Origin of the sequence: Streptomyces sp. NPDC092952 (assembly GCF_044754785.1) — a bacterium.
Taxonomy (GTDB): Bacteria; Actinomycetota; Actinomycetes; order Streptomycetales; family Streptomycetaceae; genus Streptomyces.
The window spans coordinates 41,292-55,717 of record NZ_JBIVPT010000024.1 but is presented as its reverse complement, the minus strand read 5'-3'; the positions used below and the strand labels follow the sequence as shown (position 1 = coordinate 55,717).

The 14,426-nt window shown below is 73.2% G+C and carries 10 protein-coding genes; 5 read left to right on the top strand and 5 right to left on the bottom strand.

Features of this window, described 5'->3' with window-relative positions; genetic code table 11:
• Positions 1-48: 48 nt before the first annotated feature.
• From ACIQGQ_RS33330 to sbnA, 3 genes are all read right to left on the bottom strand, one after another.
• Positions 49-246, bottom strand: coding sequence for an MbtH family protein (locus ACIQGQ_RS33330; RefSeq protein WP_402403180.1), 198 nt, complete (start codon positions 244-246; stop codon positions 49-51).
• 82 nt (positions 247-328) lie between these two features.
• Entirely contained in the window at positions 329-1,318 is a 990-nt protein-coding gene (gene sbnB / locus ACIQGQ_RS33325; protein WP_402403177.1) for a 2,3-diaminopropionate biosynthesis protein SbnB, read from the bottom strand.
• A 6-nt stretch (positions 1,319-1,324) separates the two neighbouring features.
• On the bottom strand, positions 1,325-2,308 hold the full coding sequence (gene sbnA / locus ACIQGQ_RS33320; RefSeq protein ID WP_402403175.1) for a 2,3-diaminopropionate biosynthesis protein SbnA: 984 nt from the start codon (positions 2,306-2,308) through the stop codon (positions 1,325-1,327).
• A gap of 212 nt (positions 2,309-2,520) precedes the next feature.
• On the opposite strand from sbnA, the gene ACIQGQ_RS33315 reads away from it, so the two are divergent.
• The 5 genes from ACIQGQ_RS33315 to ACIQGQ_RS33295 all read left to right on the top strand — a co-directional run bounded on the left by ACIQGQ_RS33315 (position 2,521) and on the right by ACIQGQ_RS33295 (position 9,756).
• The gene (locus ACIQGQ_RS33315) at positions 2,521-4,434 is read left to right on the top strand and encodes an acyl-CoA dehydrogenase family protein (RefSeq protein WP_402403172.1); all 1,914 of its coding nucleotides are present in this window, start codon (positions 2,521-2,523) and stop codon (positions 4,432-4,434) included.
• Positions 4,431-6,125 (top strand): acyl-CoA dehydrogenase, encoded by a 1,695-nt coding sequence (locus ACIQGQ_RS33310; protein WP_402403169.1) that lies wholly within the window; start codon positions 4,431-4,433, stop codon positions 6,123-6,125. Before ACIQGQ_RS33315 ends, ACIQGQ_RS33310 begins: the two co-directional genes overlap by 4 nt.
• 66 nt (positions 6,126-6,191) lie before the next feature.
• The gene (locus ACIQGQ_RS33305; protein ID WP_402403166.1) at positions 6,192-6,482 is read left to right on the top strand and encodes an acyl carrier protein; all 291 of its coding nucleotides are present in this window, start codon (positions 6,192-6,194) and stop codon (positions 6,480-6,482) included.
• Complete coding sequence (locus tag ACIQGQ_RS33300) at positions 6,479-7,870, top strand: condensation domain-containing protein (RefSeq protein WP_402403164.1); 1,392 nt, start codon at positions 6,479-6,481, stop codon at positions 7,868-7,870. The genes ACIQGQ_RS33305 and ACIQGQ_RS33300 overlap by 4 nt, the downstream gene beginning before the upstream one ends.
• 71 nt (positions 7,871-7,941) lie before the next feature.
• Positions 7,942-9,756 carry a fatty acyl-AMP ligase gene (locus ACIQGQ_RS33295; RefSeq protein WP_402403161.1) on the top strand — a complete coding sequence of 605 codons (1,815 nt, stop codon included), beginning with the start codon at positions 7,942-7,944 and terminating at the stop codon, positions 9,754-9,756.
• Between the two features lie 55 nt (positions 9,757-9,811).
• On the opposite strand, the gene ACIQGQ_RS33290 is transcribed toward ACIQGQ_RS33295, so the two are convergent.
• Positions 9,812-10,861: a DUF1015 family protein gene (locus ACIQGQ_RS33290; RefSeq protein ID WP_402403158.1), complete on the bottom strand. Its 1,050-nt coding sequence runs from the start codon at positions 10,859-10,861 to the stop codon at positions 9,812-9,814.
• Positions 10,862-10,917: 56 nt separating this feature from the next.
• Positions 10,918-13,956 (bottom strand): AfsR/SARP family transcriptional regulator, encoded by a 3,039-nt coding sequence (locus tag ACIQGQ_RS33285; RefSeq protein ID WP_402403155.1) that lies wholly within the window; start codon positions 13,954-13,956, stop codon positions 10,918-10,920.
• Positions 13,957-14,426 lie beyond the last annotated feature (470 nt).

The following is a 14,426-nucleotide window of genomic DNA, read 5'->3' as shown; positions in this document are numbered from 1 at the left end:
ATGGGATGGAGGGAACGGGCCCTGAGCGGGGCCCTCGCGGGGCGGTGATCAGGCGGCGAGGCGTTCGCGCAGGCTCAGCGGACGCATGTCGGTCCACACCTGGGCGATCCGCGCGAGGCACTCCTCGCGGGTTCCCTCGGTGCCCTCGGCCTGCCAGCCGGCCGGCAGGGCGCGGTCCGCCCACCAGATCGAGTACTGCTCCTCCTCGTTGAGGACGACGCGGTAGGAGGTCTGCTCGCTGGACATGGTGGTTCTCCTTCGGGAATGGGTGGTGGGTGCTGTCCGGCGCCGGGGCGCCGTGGTCGCGCTCGCGGTGGCCGCGGCGCGCTCAGGCGAGGAAGTCGGTGATGTCGACGCCGAGGCCGAGCTCACGGGCCGCGGTGTACACCTCGACGGCCAGGGCGAGGTCGAGGACCCCGAGGCCGAACGGGGAGAAGACGGTCACCTTGTCCGGGGCCGGCGTGAAGGCGCGGTTCCCGGCGATGAGCTGGCCGATCGAGGCGTCGATGAAGCGGCGGTGGCCGGTCATGCGTTCGGCCAGGTGCAGCGAGGTGAGCTCACGGCAGACGTGATCGGCGTCGTCGACGATGTTGTGCGTGTGCAGCAGGGTCTCGGGGTCGATGTCGCGCAGCGAGACGTGCAGGACGACCGAGCCGGGTGCCACCGCGGTCAGATCGGTGTGCGGGACGCCGGCGGAGGTCGCGAACGACACCAGCCGCTGGGCGGCGAGCGCCTCGTCGAGGGAATCCACCACGGCGATGCGGGCCTGCGGAATCAATTCCGCGCAGCGGCGCGCGAATTCCTCGGCACGAGCCGTGGAACTGTCGTGGATCGTCACTTCTCCGAGGGTGTCGATCGCCGCGTTCACATAACGCAGGATCTCCAGGTTGATGACACCGCAACCGACCAGCGTGATTCCGGTGGGGCGGCTCTCCCGGGTGAGCATCTCGGCGGCGAGCGCAGCGGAGGCAGCCGTGCGCGCGGCGGATATCAGAGATCCTTCGAGCAGCGCCTCGGGATGGCCGGTGCGCAGGGAGTTGAGCAGCATGGCGGCGCTCGCCCGGGGAATTCCGGACTGTACGTTTCCGGGGAACGAGGATATCCACTTCATCCCCGCCGCGGGGTGCTCTCCGCCCCGGAAGGCCGGAAGCCCGATGATGCGGTCGGACGGCTGGTCGGGAAACCGCAGGAAGACGGAGCGCGGAATGACGGTGGCGCCCTGCTCATGGAGCAGATAGGTCGCCCTGACGGCATCGATGTGTTCCCGCTCCTTGTTGGCGAGGAGCTTCTCCACATCCGCTTGCCGGATTACGAGCATGAGGGGTCAGCCTTTCCACAGGTGTGAGACTTCGCCGAAGTGGTCACGCACCCATTCGTCGGAGTAAATGGTCTTGAGATAGCGGTCCCCGCCGTCGGGGAAGATGACGGCGCACACCGATCCCGGCTCTATCCGCGGCAGGAACTTGTCCACGGCGGCGAGCACCGCGCCGGACGAACCGCCGGCCAGGATCGCCTCGCGCCCGACCAGCCGGCGGCAGAACACCACGCAGTCGAGATCGCAGACGTGGACCACCTCGTGTGCCGCCGACGGATCCATCAGGGCCGGCCGCACCGACGCCCCGTGGCCGGGGATCAGGCGGCGGGTGGGCGACTGGTCGAAGATCGCGCTGCCTTCGGCGTCGACCGCGACCACCTTCGTACCGAGCCCCGCCTTGCGCAGGTAGTCCGCGCAGCCGCGCAGCGTGCCGAAGGTGCTCACCGAGGCGAAGAGATAGTCGACGCGGCCGCCGAGGGCCTCGACGATCTCGTGCATCGTGTTCTCGTGCGCCTTCGGGTTGAACAGGTTCGCGTACTGGTTGGGCGAATACGCGTGCGGAATCCGGGCCATGAGTTCGCGCACCCGGCGCAATCTGTTGGGCAGGAACTCGCCTGTCTCCTCGTCCCGCTCGTCGACGACCTCCACTTCGGCCCCGTAGGCCCGGAGAATAGCCAGGTTCTGTTCCGTGGTCTTGGCGTCGACCACGCACACGAAGCGCAGGTTGAAGTACCTGCATATCTGTGCGAGCCCTACTGCGAGATTTCCCGAACTGGACTCCACGATCACCGAACGTCCGGGCTCTATATCGCCGTTGCGCAGGGCTTCGAGGAGCATGTTCAGGCCGCTCCGGTCCTTGATGCTGCCCCCTGGATTGAACCGCTCGATCTTGGCGTAGACCTGAGCGCTCTCGCCAGGAAACATGCGGTCCAGCTTCACCAGAGGTGTCTTGCCGATCGTCCCCAGAATCCCCGAATGCGATGTGCTCGGCATGGATTCCCCCTCACCTGTTGGGCGTGCACTGAGGACACTAGAGCGCGACTTCGCCAGGGAACGGTTTTGGCCATGGCAGGGAAGTGTCACCGCAAGGTCCTGACAGCCCGGGACCGCCACAGCGGCCCCTTGTTGGCCAAGACTGAGGGGCATCAGAAACAGCCGTGAACCGTTCGCAGATTCAGGTGGGGGCAGTGGATTCAGGTCAGTTCGTGGATTCCGGGAGGACCGTCGTTCCCGGTGCGGTGGTGGAAGCGGAGAGGCGCGTCGGGGCGGGGGAGGGCCAGGACGTGATGACGCGGGAGGGGTCGCGGCCCGCACCGGACTACCCGCCGTACGCGCTGGCCGGTGCCCTCGACCGGGAGCTGGGCGACCCCGCCCGCACCGATCTGCCCTTCTTCCCGGGGCGGCTGCGCGAGCTGGACGCGGCCGAGGAGTTCCCGGCCGACCAGGTGCGCCTCCTCGACGCGGCCGGCCTGCCCGCGTACTACGTGCCGGCCCGCCACGGCGGCGCCCTGCACAGCTACGAGGACCTGCTGCACCTGGTCCGGGTGGTGGCGCGGCGGGACCTGACCGTCGCCATCGCCCACACCAAGACCTATCTCGGCGCGGTCAGCACCTGGGTCGGGGGCTCGCCCGAGCAGGCCCGTGCCCTGGGCGAGCGGGTCGCGGCCGGCGCGGTCGTCTCCTGGGCCCTGACCGAGCGCGAGCACGGCAGCGACCTGCTGTCCGGCACCCTGACCGCGACCCGCACCCCGGACGGCGGCTACCGGCTCGACGGCGAGAAGTGGCTGATCAACAACGCCACCCGCGCCGACCTGATCTGCGTACTCGCCCGCACCGCACCCGCGGGCGGCACCCGGGGCTACAGCCTGCTGCTCGTCGACCGGTCCACGCTCGCCGACGGCACCCACGCCCCGCTGCCCGCCGCCCGCACCCACGGCATCCGCGGCGCCGACATCAGCGGCATCTCCTTCACCGGCGCGCGGGTGCCCGCCTCCGCCCTGCTCGGCGCGGAGGGCGGCGGCATCGAGACGGTGCTGCGGGCCCTCCAGATCACCCGCACCCTGTGCGCCTCGCTCTCCCTCGGGGCGGGCGACCAGGCGCTGCGCATCGCCACCGGCTTCGGCCTGGAGCACCGGCTGTACGGCAAGTGCCTCATCGACCTCCCGCAGGCCCGCCGCTCCCTGACCGAGGCGTACGCGGACCTGCTCACGGCGGAGGCCGTCACCCTCCTCGCGGCGCGCGGGGTGCACACGCTCACCGAGGAGATGAGCGTCACCTCGCCCACGCTGAAGTACCTGGTGCCCGCGACCGTCGACCAACTGGTCACCGACATGGGGCAGTTCCTCGGTGCGCGGTCCTTCCTCAGCGAGGACTTCGCGCACGGGGCGTTCGCCAAGCTGGAGCGTGACCACCGCATCGTCGGCATCTTCGACGGCAACTCGCTGGTCAACCTCAACGCCCTGATCAACCAGTTCGGTTCACTCGCCCGCGGCTACCGGACCGGGCGCACCGACGCCGAGGCGCTCGCCGCCGCCGCCGACCTCGGCCGGCCGGTCCCGGAGTTCGACCCCGTCCGGCTCGAACTGACCTCCCGGGGCGGCAACAGCGTCACCGCGTCGCTGCCCGCCGGGGCCGACGCGCTGCGTGCGCTGGCCGACGCCGGCGAGGTGCCCGCGTCCCTGGCCGACCGCGCGCAGCACCTGCGCGAGGTCGCCGACGAGACCCACGAGCGGATGGCGGCCCACCGGCCCACCCCCCGGGACGTGCCCGCCGACGCCTTCGACCTGGCCCACCGGTACACGCTGTGCGCCGCCGCCGCGGCCTGCGTACAGATCTATCTGCACAACCGGGCCGCCCACACCGGGGGCGTCTGGCGCGGCGGCCTCTGGCTGGAGGCGTGTCTCGCCCGGCTCGCGGCCCGGCTGGCACCGGGCCGGCTGCCCGCCCAGGGGGCCGGGGACGAGGAGGCCGTCCTGGACGACCTGCTGCCCCACCTCCTCGACCAGCACGCCGACGGGCACATGTTCTCGCTGCTGCCCTTCCCCCTCGCCCCCTCCCCGGACACCTCCGAGTGGGCCGTCCGGTCCGCCGCCGTATCGCAGCTCCAGGAGACGTCGTGACCCCGACCGCCCCCGCCCCCGCCACCGGCCGCCCCTCGACGGCCGACCTGGAAGCAGTCCTCGGTGATCCGCACGACCCGGCCAACCCGCTCGGCCTGCAGGCGGTCCTGGCCGCCGACGAGCGCGCCGAACTGCTGCCCGAGGGCGAACGGGCCCTGGACGACTGGGGGCTGAACGCCGAGTTCGTACCGGCCCGGCTCGGCGGCCGGCTCACCGACATCGAGCGCCTCATGCACGTGATGCGCGCGGTCTCCCGCCGCGACCCCACGCTGGCCCTCGGCTACGGCTTCACCAACTACATCTCCGGCTCGGCCATGTGGACCTCCGGCAGCCCGGCCCAGCAGCGCCGGATGGCCGACATCCTGCTCGCCGGCGGCAAGACGGCGGCCGGGTACAACGAACTGCCGCACGGCAACGACTTCACCCGGACCGACCTCACCGCCACCCCCGGGGGCGGCCGGCTGCTGCTGGACGGGCACAAGCAGGTCGTCAACAACATCGGGCGGGCCGACGCCGTCGTGCTGCTCGCCCGCACCGGCGAGGGCCCCGGCAACCGCAGCCACTCGCACATCTTCGTGGACTTCGCCGAGGGCCACGCCGACCGGGTGCGGCGCGACGAGCGCTTCCCCACGGCGGGCCTGCGCGGCTGCCTCATCGGCGGTGCCGAGTTCACCGCGTTCCCGGTCCCCGCCGACGCCCACATCGGACCGGTGGGCGGCGCCATGGAGACCGTCCTGCGCGCCTTCCAGACCACCCGCGCCGTGGCCCCCGGCATGATGGCCGGAGCCTTCGACACGATCCTGCGCACGGTGACCCGCTTCGCCCTGGAACGCCGGCTGTACGGGCGCCGGGTCGCCGACCTGCCGCACGCGCGGGCCACCCTGGTCGCCGCGTACGCCGATCTGCTGGCCACCGACGCCCTCACCACGGTCTCCTGCCGCGCGCTGCACGTCCTGCCCGGCCAGACGAGCGTCCTCACCGCGGCCAACAAGTACCTGGGCCCCAAGCTCCTGCACCGGGCGAGCCGTGACCTGGGCGCGATCCTCAGCGCCAACTCCTTCCTCCGCGACGGCAGTTACGCGATCTACCAGAAGTTCGCCCGCGATCTGCCCGCGATCACCTTCGCGCACGCCAACGCCTCCGTCTGCCTGGCGACGATGCTGCCCCAGCTGCCCCGGATGGCCGCCACGAGCTGGGGGCTCGCCGAGCACCCGCCGGCCGGCCTGTTCCGGCTGGACGCGCCGCTGGGCGACATCGACTACCAGGCCCTCGAACTCACCGCGCGCGGTGCCGACCAGCTGACCTCGGCGCTGAGCCACCCGGGCGTGGCGGAGCTCCTGCCGGACGCCGCCGCCCGCCTGGTCGCCCTGTTCCGCGCCGACCTGGCGGACCTGCGGGAGCGCTGTCTCGCCCTGCGGCCCACGGACACCTCCGTGATGGCCGGCCGGGCGGGGTACGCCCTCGCCGACCGCTACGCCCATCTGGCGGCCGCGTCGGCCTGCCTCGGGATCTGGTTCCACAACCAGCACGCGGCGGACCCGTTCCTCACCTCGCCGCACTGGCTGACCGCCGCCCTGACCCGTCTGGCGGCCCGCCTGGGGCACACCGTCGCCCTCCCGCCGGAGACCGAGGCCGTCCTCTTCGACGCCCTCACCGGCAGCGACACCCCGTTGTCGCTCACCCGCACCTGACCCGGGCCCGCCGACGGCCCGCGATCCGCAGCCCCGCACCACCTCGCAACCCACCAAGGAGCACCCATGAGCACCGACCAGGCCACGACGACCGCCACGACCACCGTCCGGACGCAGGAGGAGGTCCGTGCGTGGCTCACCGAGCGGGTGGCCTACTTCCTCGACGCGGCGCCGCAGGACATCGCCCCCGACGCCCTCCTCGTGGAGATCGGCCTCGACTCGGTCTACGCCCTCACCCTCTGCGGCGACGTCGAGGAGCAGTTCGGCATCGTCGTCGAGGCCACCCTCGCCTGGGACCACCCCACCGTGGACGCCCTCACCACCCACATCCACGCGCAGATCGCCGACCCGCGATGACCACGGCCCCCGGCAGACCCCTGTCCGTGGGCCAGGAGGCCCTCTGGTTCCTGTACCGGATGGCCCCGGAGAGCCCCGCCTACAACGTCCAGGCCGCCCTGCACGTGCGCGGCGCCCTGGACGAGAGCCGCCTGCGGCGCGCCCTGCACGCCCTGGCCGAACGCCACGACGTCCTGTGCTCCACCTTCACGGAGGGCCCCGGCGGCCCCGAGCGCGTGCCCGGTCCCCCCGCCCTGTTCCCCCTGGAGGTCATGGACGTACCCGGGTCCACCGACGACGACCACCTCACCAAGCTCGTCACCGAGTTCGGCAGACTGCCCTTCGACCTGACGGCCGAGGGCACCTCCCGCGCCCTGCTCGTACGCCGCTCCCCGACGGACGCCGTCCTCGCGGTGTGCACCCATCACATCGTCTCGGACGCGACCTCCCAGTGGCTGCTCCTCCAGGACCTCCTGGACCTGTACGCGCACCAGCCGCCACCCCCGCTGAAGAGCACCTTCGACGACTACGTGGCCGAGGAGCAGCGTGTCCTGAACGGCCCCCGGCGCGCCGAACTCGCCGCCTTCTGGGCGGACTTCTGCGCCGGGGCACCGGCCGGTGAGCTGCCCACCGACCGGCCGCGCGCCGCCACGGAGGCGGGCGTCCTGAACGGCGCCACCTGCGAACTGCGGCTGCCCGACGAGCTGGTGCCGCGCCTGCGGGAGACGGCCCGGCGCACCAAGGTCACCGGCTTCGCCTTGCTGCTCGGCGTCTTCCAGAGCCTGGTGCACCGCTACGGCGGCCGGCGCGACTTCCTCATCGGCACCCCGACCACCACCCGCAGCGGCCCCGGCATGCGCCAGGTCGTCGGCTATCTCGTCAACACCCTGGTGGTCCCCGCGCACTTCACGCCGGAGACCACGTTCGCCCAGGCGGCGGGTGCGGCCCAGCGCCAGGTGATGACGGCGATGCGCAACATCGCCTTCCCCTACGCCCTGCTCGCCGGCGAGGACCCGTACACCGCCCGGAACCCGCCGGTGCGGATGGCTTTCACGATGGTCGCGCCCACCCGGCTGGAGCCGCTCCTGCAACGCGTCACCGAGGCCGCCGCCACCGGCACCACCGCCCGGTACGCGGGCCTCGACGTCGCCTTCGTCGACGTCCCCATGCTGGAGGGCCAGTTCGACATCTCGGTGGAGATGCGGCAGAGCGGTTCGACCCTGACGGCCGTCTTCCGCTACGCCACCGACCTGTTCGACGAGAGCACGGTACGCCGGCTGCTCGACCACTACGTCCAGCTGCTCACGGCCGCCGTCGACCGGCCCGGGGACCCGGTCACCGGCCCCGTCCTGGTGCGGGCGGGCGAGCTGGACTCGCTGCTCGCCCTCGGCTCGGACGACGACTGGTGACCCCGCCACCACGCCCCCGTGCGCCCCGCCCCGCCCGCTCCACCCGATCCAGCCGACCCCTTGGGGGAACCATGTCCAGGCAGCCCAGCGCCCTGCTGTCCGCGTCGAGCGCCACGGCCCGCATCCGCGAGAACGTATCCGCCACGCCCGACGGGACCGCCGTCGTCTTCGTCCGCGACCCCGCCTCCCCCGGCCCGGAGAGCCACGAGCGATGGTCGTACGCACAGCTCGACCACGAGGCACGGAAGATCGCCGGCCGGCTCCAGGAGCTGTGCGCGCCGGGCGACCGCGTCCTGCTCCTCTACCCCGAGAGCCTCCAGTTCGCCGCCGCCTTCGTGGGCTGCCTGTACGCGGGTGTGGTCGCCGTCCCGTCGTCGCTGCCGGGCGCCTACGCCCACCAGCGGCGCCGCGTCGACTCCATCGCGCGCAGCGCCACCGTCTCCGTGGTGCTCACCAGCGAGGCGGTCGCACCGTCCGTCCTCGACTGGGCGGCCGCCTCGGACGCCGCCCCCGCCTGCCTGGTCACCGACGGCCCCGGGCTGACCGACGCGCACGCGGACGCCTGGGTGATGCCCGGACCGATCACCCACGACGACCTGGCCCTGCTCCAGTTCACCTCGGGTTCCACCTCCGACCCCAAGGGCGTGATGGTCACCCAGGGGAACCTGCTGCACAACTCGGACGGTCTCAGCAGGGCGTTCGGCCTCGACCGCACCACCCGCTTCGGCTCGTGGATACCGCAGTACCACGACATGGGCCTGCTCGGCATCCTGCTGCCGCCGCTGCTGCTCGGCGCCTCCTGCGTCCTGATGAGCCCGACGAGTTTCCTCAAGCGCCCGTACTGGTGGCTGAAGGTCATCGACGACTACGGCATCACCTGGTCGGCGGGGCCCAACTTCGCGTACGAGCTGTGTGCCCGCCAGATCACCGACGAGCAGCTCGCCTCGCTCGACCTGTCCCGCTGGCGGTTCGCGGCCAACGGCTCGGAGCCGATCCAGGCCTCCACCCTGACCGCGTTCAGCGAGCGGTTCGCCCCCGCCGGCTTCCGCGCCGACGCGATGCTCCCCTGCTACGGCATGGCCGAGGCGACCGTGTTCGTCTCCGGCACCGGACCGCGTGAGCTGACCGTCACCCGGGTCGACGAAGAGGCCCTGGAGGAGCACGCGTTCACCCCCGTCGGCGCGGACCGGCCGGGCCGCCCGGTGGTGAGCTGCGGCGCCGCCCTCGACTACGACGTCGCGGTCGTGGACCCCGCCACCCTGGCGGCGCTGCCGGCCGGCCGGGTCGGTGAGCTGTGGCTGCGCGGCCCGAGTGTCGCCCGCGGCTACTGGGACCGTCCCGAGGCCACCGCCGCGACCTTCGGCGCCCGCACCGCCCAGGGCGACGGCGGATACGTCAGGACCGGCGACCTGGGCACGGTCCACGACGGCGACCTGTACGTCACCGGCCGCATCAAGGAGCTGATCATCCTGCGCGGCCGCAACATCTACCCGCAGGACATCGAGCACTTCATGCGCGCGGGCCACGAGGACCTGGTGGGCCTGTTCGGCGCGGCGTTCCTCGTACCGGTGACGACGGCCGACGGCGAGGTGGACGAACAGCTCGTCGTGGTGCACGAGGTGCGCGGCGGGGTACGGCCCGGCGAGCTCGGGCCGCTCGCGGAGCGGATCAGGGCCGACATCACCCGCGCGTTCAGCGTCCGGCCCGGCGCGGTCGCCCTCGTCCGGCGCGGCGCCGTACTGCGGACGACCAGCGGGAAGATCCAGCGGGCCGCGATGCGCGAACAGTTCCTGGCGGGCGGCCTGAGCGCTCGCCACCTGGCCGCGAACGACGCCCTGGCCCAGGTCGTCGCGGCGGCCGCGCGGTCCGTTCCGGTACCGGCCTGACGGGAGGGGCAGGGGCGGCCCCGTCCTCCGGGCCGCCCGCCTCTGCCCGCCCCGCTCACAGCAGCCGGAAGACCAGTCCGCGCAGCGGCTTGGGCTCGAAGGACGTCGACTTCCAGGGCAGCGTGACACCGGCCTGCGCCAGCTCGCGCACCACGTCCTCGCTCACCGGACGCATCAGGACCGCCGCCCCGCCCTCCGCCCGCCGCACCGCCTCGTCCGCGTCGTGCGCGTGCCCGACCTGCCGCGCGTCGTCCGCGGGCACCTTCCACAGATGGCCGAGCAGCGTGTCGCGCAGCACCGTGGCGTCCAGCTCCCGCCAGCGCGCGGGCCGGTCGTGGCGCACGGTGTGCCCGGTCAGCTCCGGCGCGGGCGCGTCCAGCAGGTGGAAGGCCCGCCCGTCCGTGACCACGAAGGCGTTGCCCCGCACCTCCAGGCCCGCCGCCCGCCCGTCCAGCGCTTCGAGCGCCTCCGCACAGCCACCGGACAGCCGCCGTACGCGGAAGAGGCCCGCGACCGCCTCCAGCGCGTCGCGGAGCGGCAGCCCGGGCAGCACCCGGTGGATGGGGCCCATGGCGAACGGGTGGCGGCCGGTGTCCACGAGGAGCGCCAGCCCGAACTCCCCGGCCGCCGCGTCCACCTCCCGCAGCTCCCGGTAGGTCGCCCAGCGGTGGTGCCCGTCCGCGATCAGCGCCTGCCGGACACCGAGGTCCGCACGCACGGCCCGCTGGTCGGCGCGGCCGGTGATCGCCCACAGCCGGTGCCGTACGCCGTCCGGGTCCCACGCGTCCAGCAGCGCGGGCTCCTCGCGCGCGGTCCGCTCCAGCACTCCGGCGGCGCCGCCGTCGCCGCCCCGGTACCCGAGCAGGACCGGTTCCAGCTGCGCGCGCCCCGCCCGCAGGAACGCCACCCGCTCCTCCACGGCCTCCGCCGCCACGTCCTCGTGCGGCACCACCGCACCGGACAGCCGCACCGCACCGATGATCCCGCGCCGGCCGCCGCCCCACTCGTACCCGTACAGTGCGGGCCGCTCGTCGAAGGCGAGGATTCCTCCCGCGCCGACCCGCACCCCGCGGAACGGCACCACGTCTACCCCTAGGCGTCTCATCCCCCGAACATAGGAAGCCCGCCTTTCACCCCGATTTCCCCGGCGCCCCGCCCCCGCTACCGCGCGGCGAGCTCCCGGGCCAGCACCGCGGCCTCCACGACGACGCCTTCCCGCTCGCCGGCCAGCACCTTCTCCAGCGCGCGGCCGACCCGGCGCTCCCAGCTCCTGGCGTCCATCCCGCGGAAGACCTCCCGCGCCCGGCGGAGCCGGCCCACGGCCGCCCCGCCCCGCCGGGTGGCCTCCGCGCACGCGAGGTCCACCTCGGTACGGGCCTGGAGGAACCGGTCCCCGACCTCCTCCGCCACGGCCAGCGCCTCCTTCAGCATCGCCTCCGCCTCGTGCGGCCGGCCCTGACGCCACTGGGCCTCGCCGAGGGCGCGCAGCGCGTACGCCTCACCGAGCCGGTCGCCCTGCACCCGGGTGAGGGCGACGACCTCCCGGCACGACTCCTCGGCCGCCCGCACCTCTCCCGCCCGCAGATACGCCTCCGCGAGCCGGTAGGTGTTCTGCGCCTTGCCCCGCCCGGACCCGGCCGCCTCGCCCGACCTGATCGCCTCCCGGGTGAGCGCGATGCCCGCCTCCGTGTCGCCGCGCTCCAGCTCGATCTGGGCCAGCAGCCCGAGCGCGTGCGACCGTTCCGCGAGGTCGTCGCTGTGCCCGAAGTGGTCGAGCGCGGACCGGCAGAGGTGGGCCGCCCCGTCCAGATCCCCCTTGAAACGGGCGCACAGGGCGAGGTTGCGCAGCACGAGCGCCCGCTCCCCGCTGCCGCCCGCCGCCCGCCCGTCGAGCAGCTCCATCGCCTGCGACAGCAGCTCCTCCGCGTCGCCGTACCGGCGGCGGGTGATGGCGAGCGTGCCGAGCGAACGCAGCATCACCGCCGCGCCCAGGCCGTCCCCGGCGGTCCGCGCCGCCTCCAGGGACACCAGGGCCGCCTGCTCCCAGTCGTCCAGGTAGTTGCGGGTCTCGAACAGCGGGACCGTCCGCGCGATCAGCTCCCAGGAGTGCCCGAGCGCCGGGTTCTGCGCCGCGTGCCCGGTCAGGCCGAGAACCGCGGTGCGCTCCGACTCGAACCACTCGATCGGGTCGGCGAGCAGCCGGGCCACCGTGGTCTCGGGCAGGGCGACCGCGTGCCGCGCCCGGTGCGGCAGGAGCGTGCCCCTGCCGTACAGCCTCCGGTGGGCCTCGTCGGCCAGGCTGAGCAGCGTGCCGAACGCGCGCGCCACGGCGGCCTCCCGCTCCTGCTCGTCGTCCTCGACGTGGGCCCTCTCCCATGCGAACAGCCGGAGCAGTTCCTGGATGCGGAAGCGGCTCTGCAGGGTGCCGGTCCCGGGCGTCGAGACTTCGAGCAGCTGCGCGTCGACCAGTTGCTCGATCAGGTCCTCGGCCCGGTTCACACCCACGTCGAGCACGGCCGCTCCCATCCAGCCGGTGAACGTGGTCACCGGCAGGAGACCGAGCCGCCGGTACAGCTGCGCCGCCTCCGGGGACAGTTCGCGGTAGCTGAGCTGGAATCCGGCCCGTACCCCGCCGTCGTTCGGGCTCAGCACGTCGAGCCTGCTGAACCGGTCCTCCAGGCGGGACGTGAGCTGGTCCAGCGACCAGTGCGGCCGGGTGGCGAGCCGGGCCGCCGCGATCCGCAGTGCCAGCGGGAGCCGCCCGCACAGCTCGACCAGCCGGGCCGCCGCCACCGGGTCCGTGGCCACCCGCTCGGCCCCGATCACCACCGCCAGCATCCGGTCGGCCTCGTCGGGTGTCATCACCTTCAGCGGGATGTGCACGGCCGCGTAGTCCCCGGCCAGTTCGTCCAGCCGGTCGCGGCTGGTCACCAGTACGACGCACTGGCCGCGCCCGGGCAGCAGCGGTCTGATCTGGGTGGAGGACCGCACATCGTCCAGGATGATCAGCAGCCGTCTGCCGCTCAGCACGGACCGGTACAGCGCCGAACGCTCCGGCAGCCCCGCGGGTATCTGCGCGCTGGGCACCCCGAGGGCGCGGAGCGCCTGGTCGAGCACCGTCATGGGCGACAGGGGCTGGTCGTCCTCGCGGTAGCCGTGGACATCGATGAAGAGCTGCCCGTCGGGGAAGTGCCGGGCCGCCCGGTTCGCCCAGTGCACGGCCAGGGCGCTCTTGCCGACCCCGCTGACCCCGGACACGACGGCGACGGCGAGCACGCCGTCGTCCTGCCCCGGCAGCAGCCCGTCCAGCGTCGTCAGTTCGGGCTCGCGGCCGGTGAACGCGGCCGGTGCCAGCGGAAGCTGGGCCGGCACCGACGCCCTCGCCGCCGGAGCGGCCACCGCCGGCGCCGCCCGGGCCTCCCCGAGCGGAGCGGCGGCGGGCCCGTCCTCCTCCTGCAGCACCTGGCGGTGCATCTCCCGCAGCGCGGGCCCCGGTTCCACCCCCAGCTCCTCCACGAGCGCCTCGCGGCCGAGCCGGTAGAGCTGCAGTGCTTCGGCGCGCCGCCCCGCGAGGTGGTGCGCGTGCATGAGGTGTGCGCGGGCCTGCTCGCGCAGCGGGTGCTCCCTGACCAGGGGAGTCAGCCGTGCGATGACGGGGCGGTGCCAGCCGAGCCGGAGCTGGAGGGCGGCGTACTCCTCGTTCACGTCGAGCCAGAGCTCGTTGAGCTCGGTGACCGTGTCGTCGATCCGGCCGCCGCCGAGGCCGTCCAGGACCCGCCCCCGCCACAGCACGAGGGCCTGCTCGAACAGTTCGGTGGCCTCGCGGGCCCGGTCGTCGTGCGCGGCCGCGAGGCGGGCCCGCCCGATCAGTTCGCCGAGCTCCTTCAGATCGATCCGGCAGTTCCGCGAGGACAGGATGTACCCGGGATGGCTCGTCTCGATGAGCCCGTCGTCCGCCCCCGCCTCCCGGAACGTCTTGCGCAGCGAGGTGACGCAGATGGCGATCTGGTTACGGGCGGTGGCGGGCGGCGTCCCCTGCCAGACCGTCTCGGTGAGGGCTTCCACGGAAACAACCCGGTCCGGGGAGATCAGCAGCATCGCCAGCACCGCCCGCTGCCGGCCACTGCTCACCCGTACCTGGCGCCCGTCCACCTCGATCTCCAGTGGCCCGAGCAGACCGAACCGTATCCGCTCCTTCATGCATCCCCCATGTCCCCCGCCGTACCGTGCTCTCCGGAGCCCCTCGCGTCCGAGGAGCGCCGTGGGGCACGGTGCTCAAAGTTCGATCGATCAACGATTGAAGCACGAAGTCAACACAGAGCGATTGTGTGTCTTTACGAAGCGTTCACATCGCCGCGGCCGCCCTGGTTCGCCGCGGAGCCGCCGGCCGTCCCGGGGCGCCACGCGCAGGTGAGCGCGTCATGCGGACACCCCCGCCCCCGAACCGTTCGGCATCGCGCCGGGCCGGGCGGCGACGCCCCTCGGCCGTGGTCGTGGCGGCCCCGCCGTCACCGGTGCCGGCCACGGTCCGGGCAAAGGCGTCCAGGGGCGGGCATCGCCGACGGACGGGGCGCCGCCCCACCGGGCTGTGGAGCACGGGTGAAAACTCTGTGGAGGCGATGTCGGTGGTGCGGCCTATGCTGCACCCGAAGACGGCGGTTCCAGGGGAG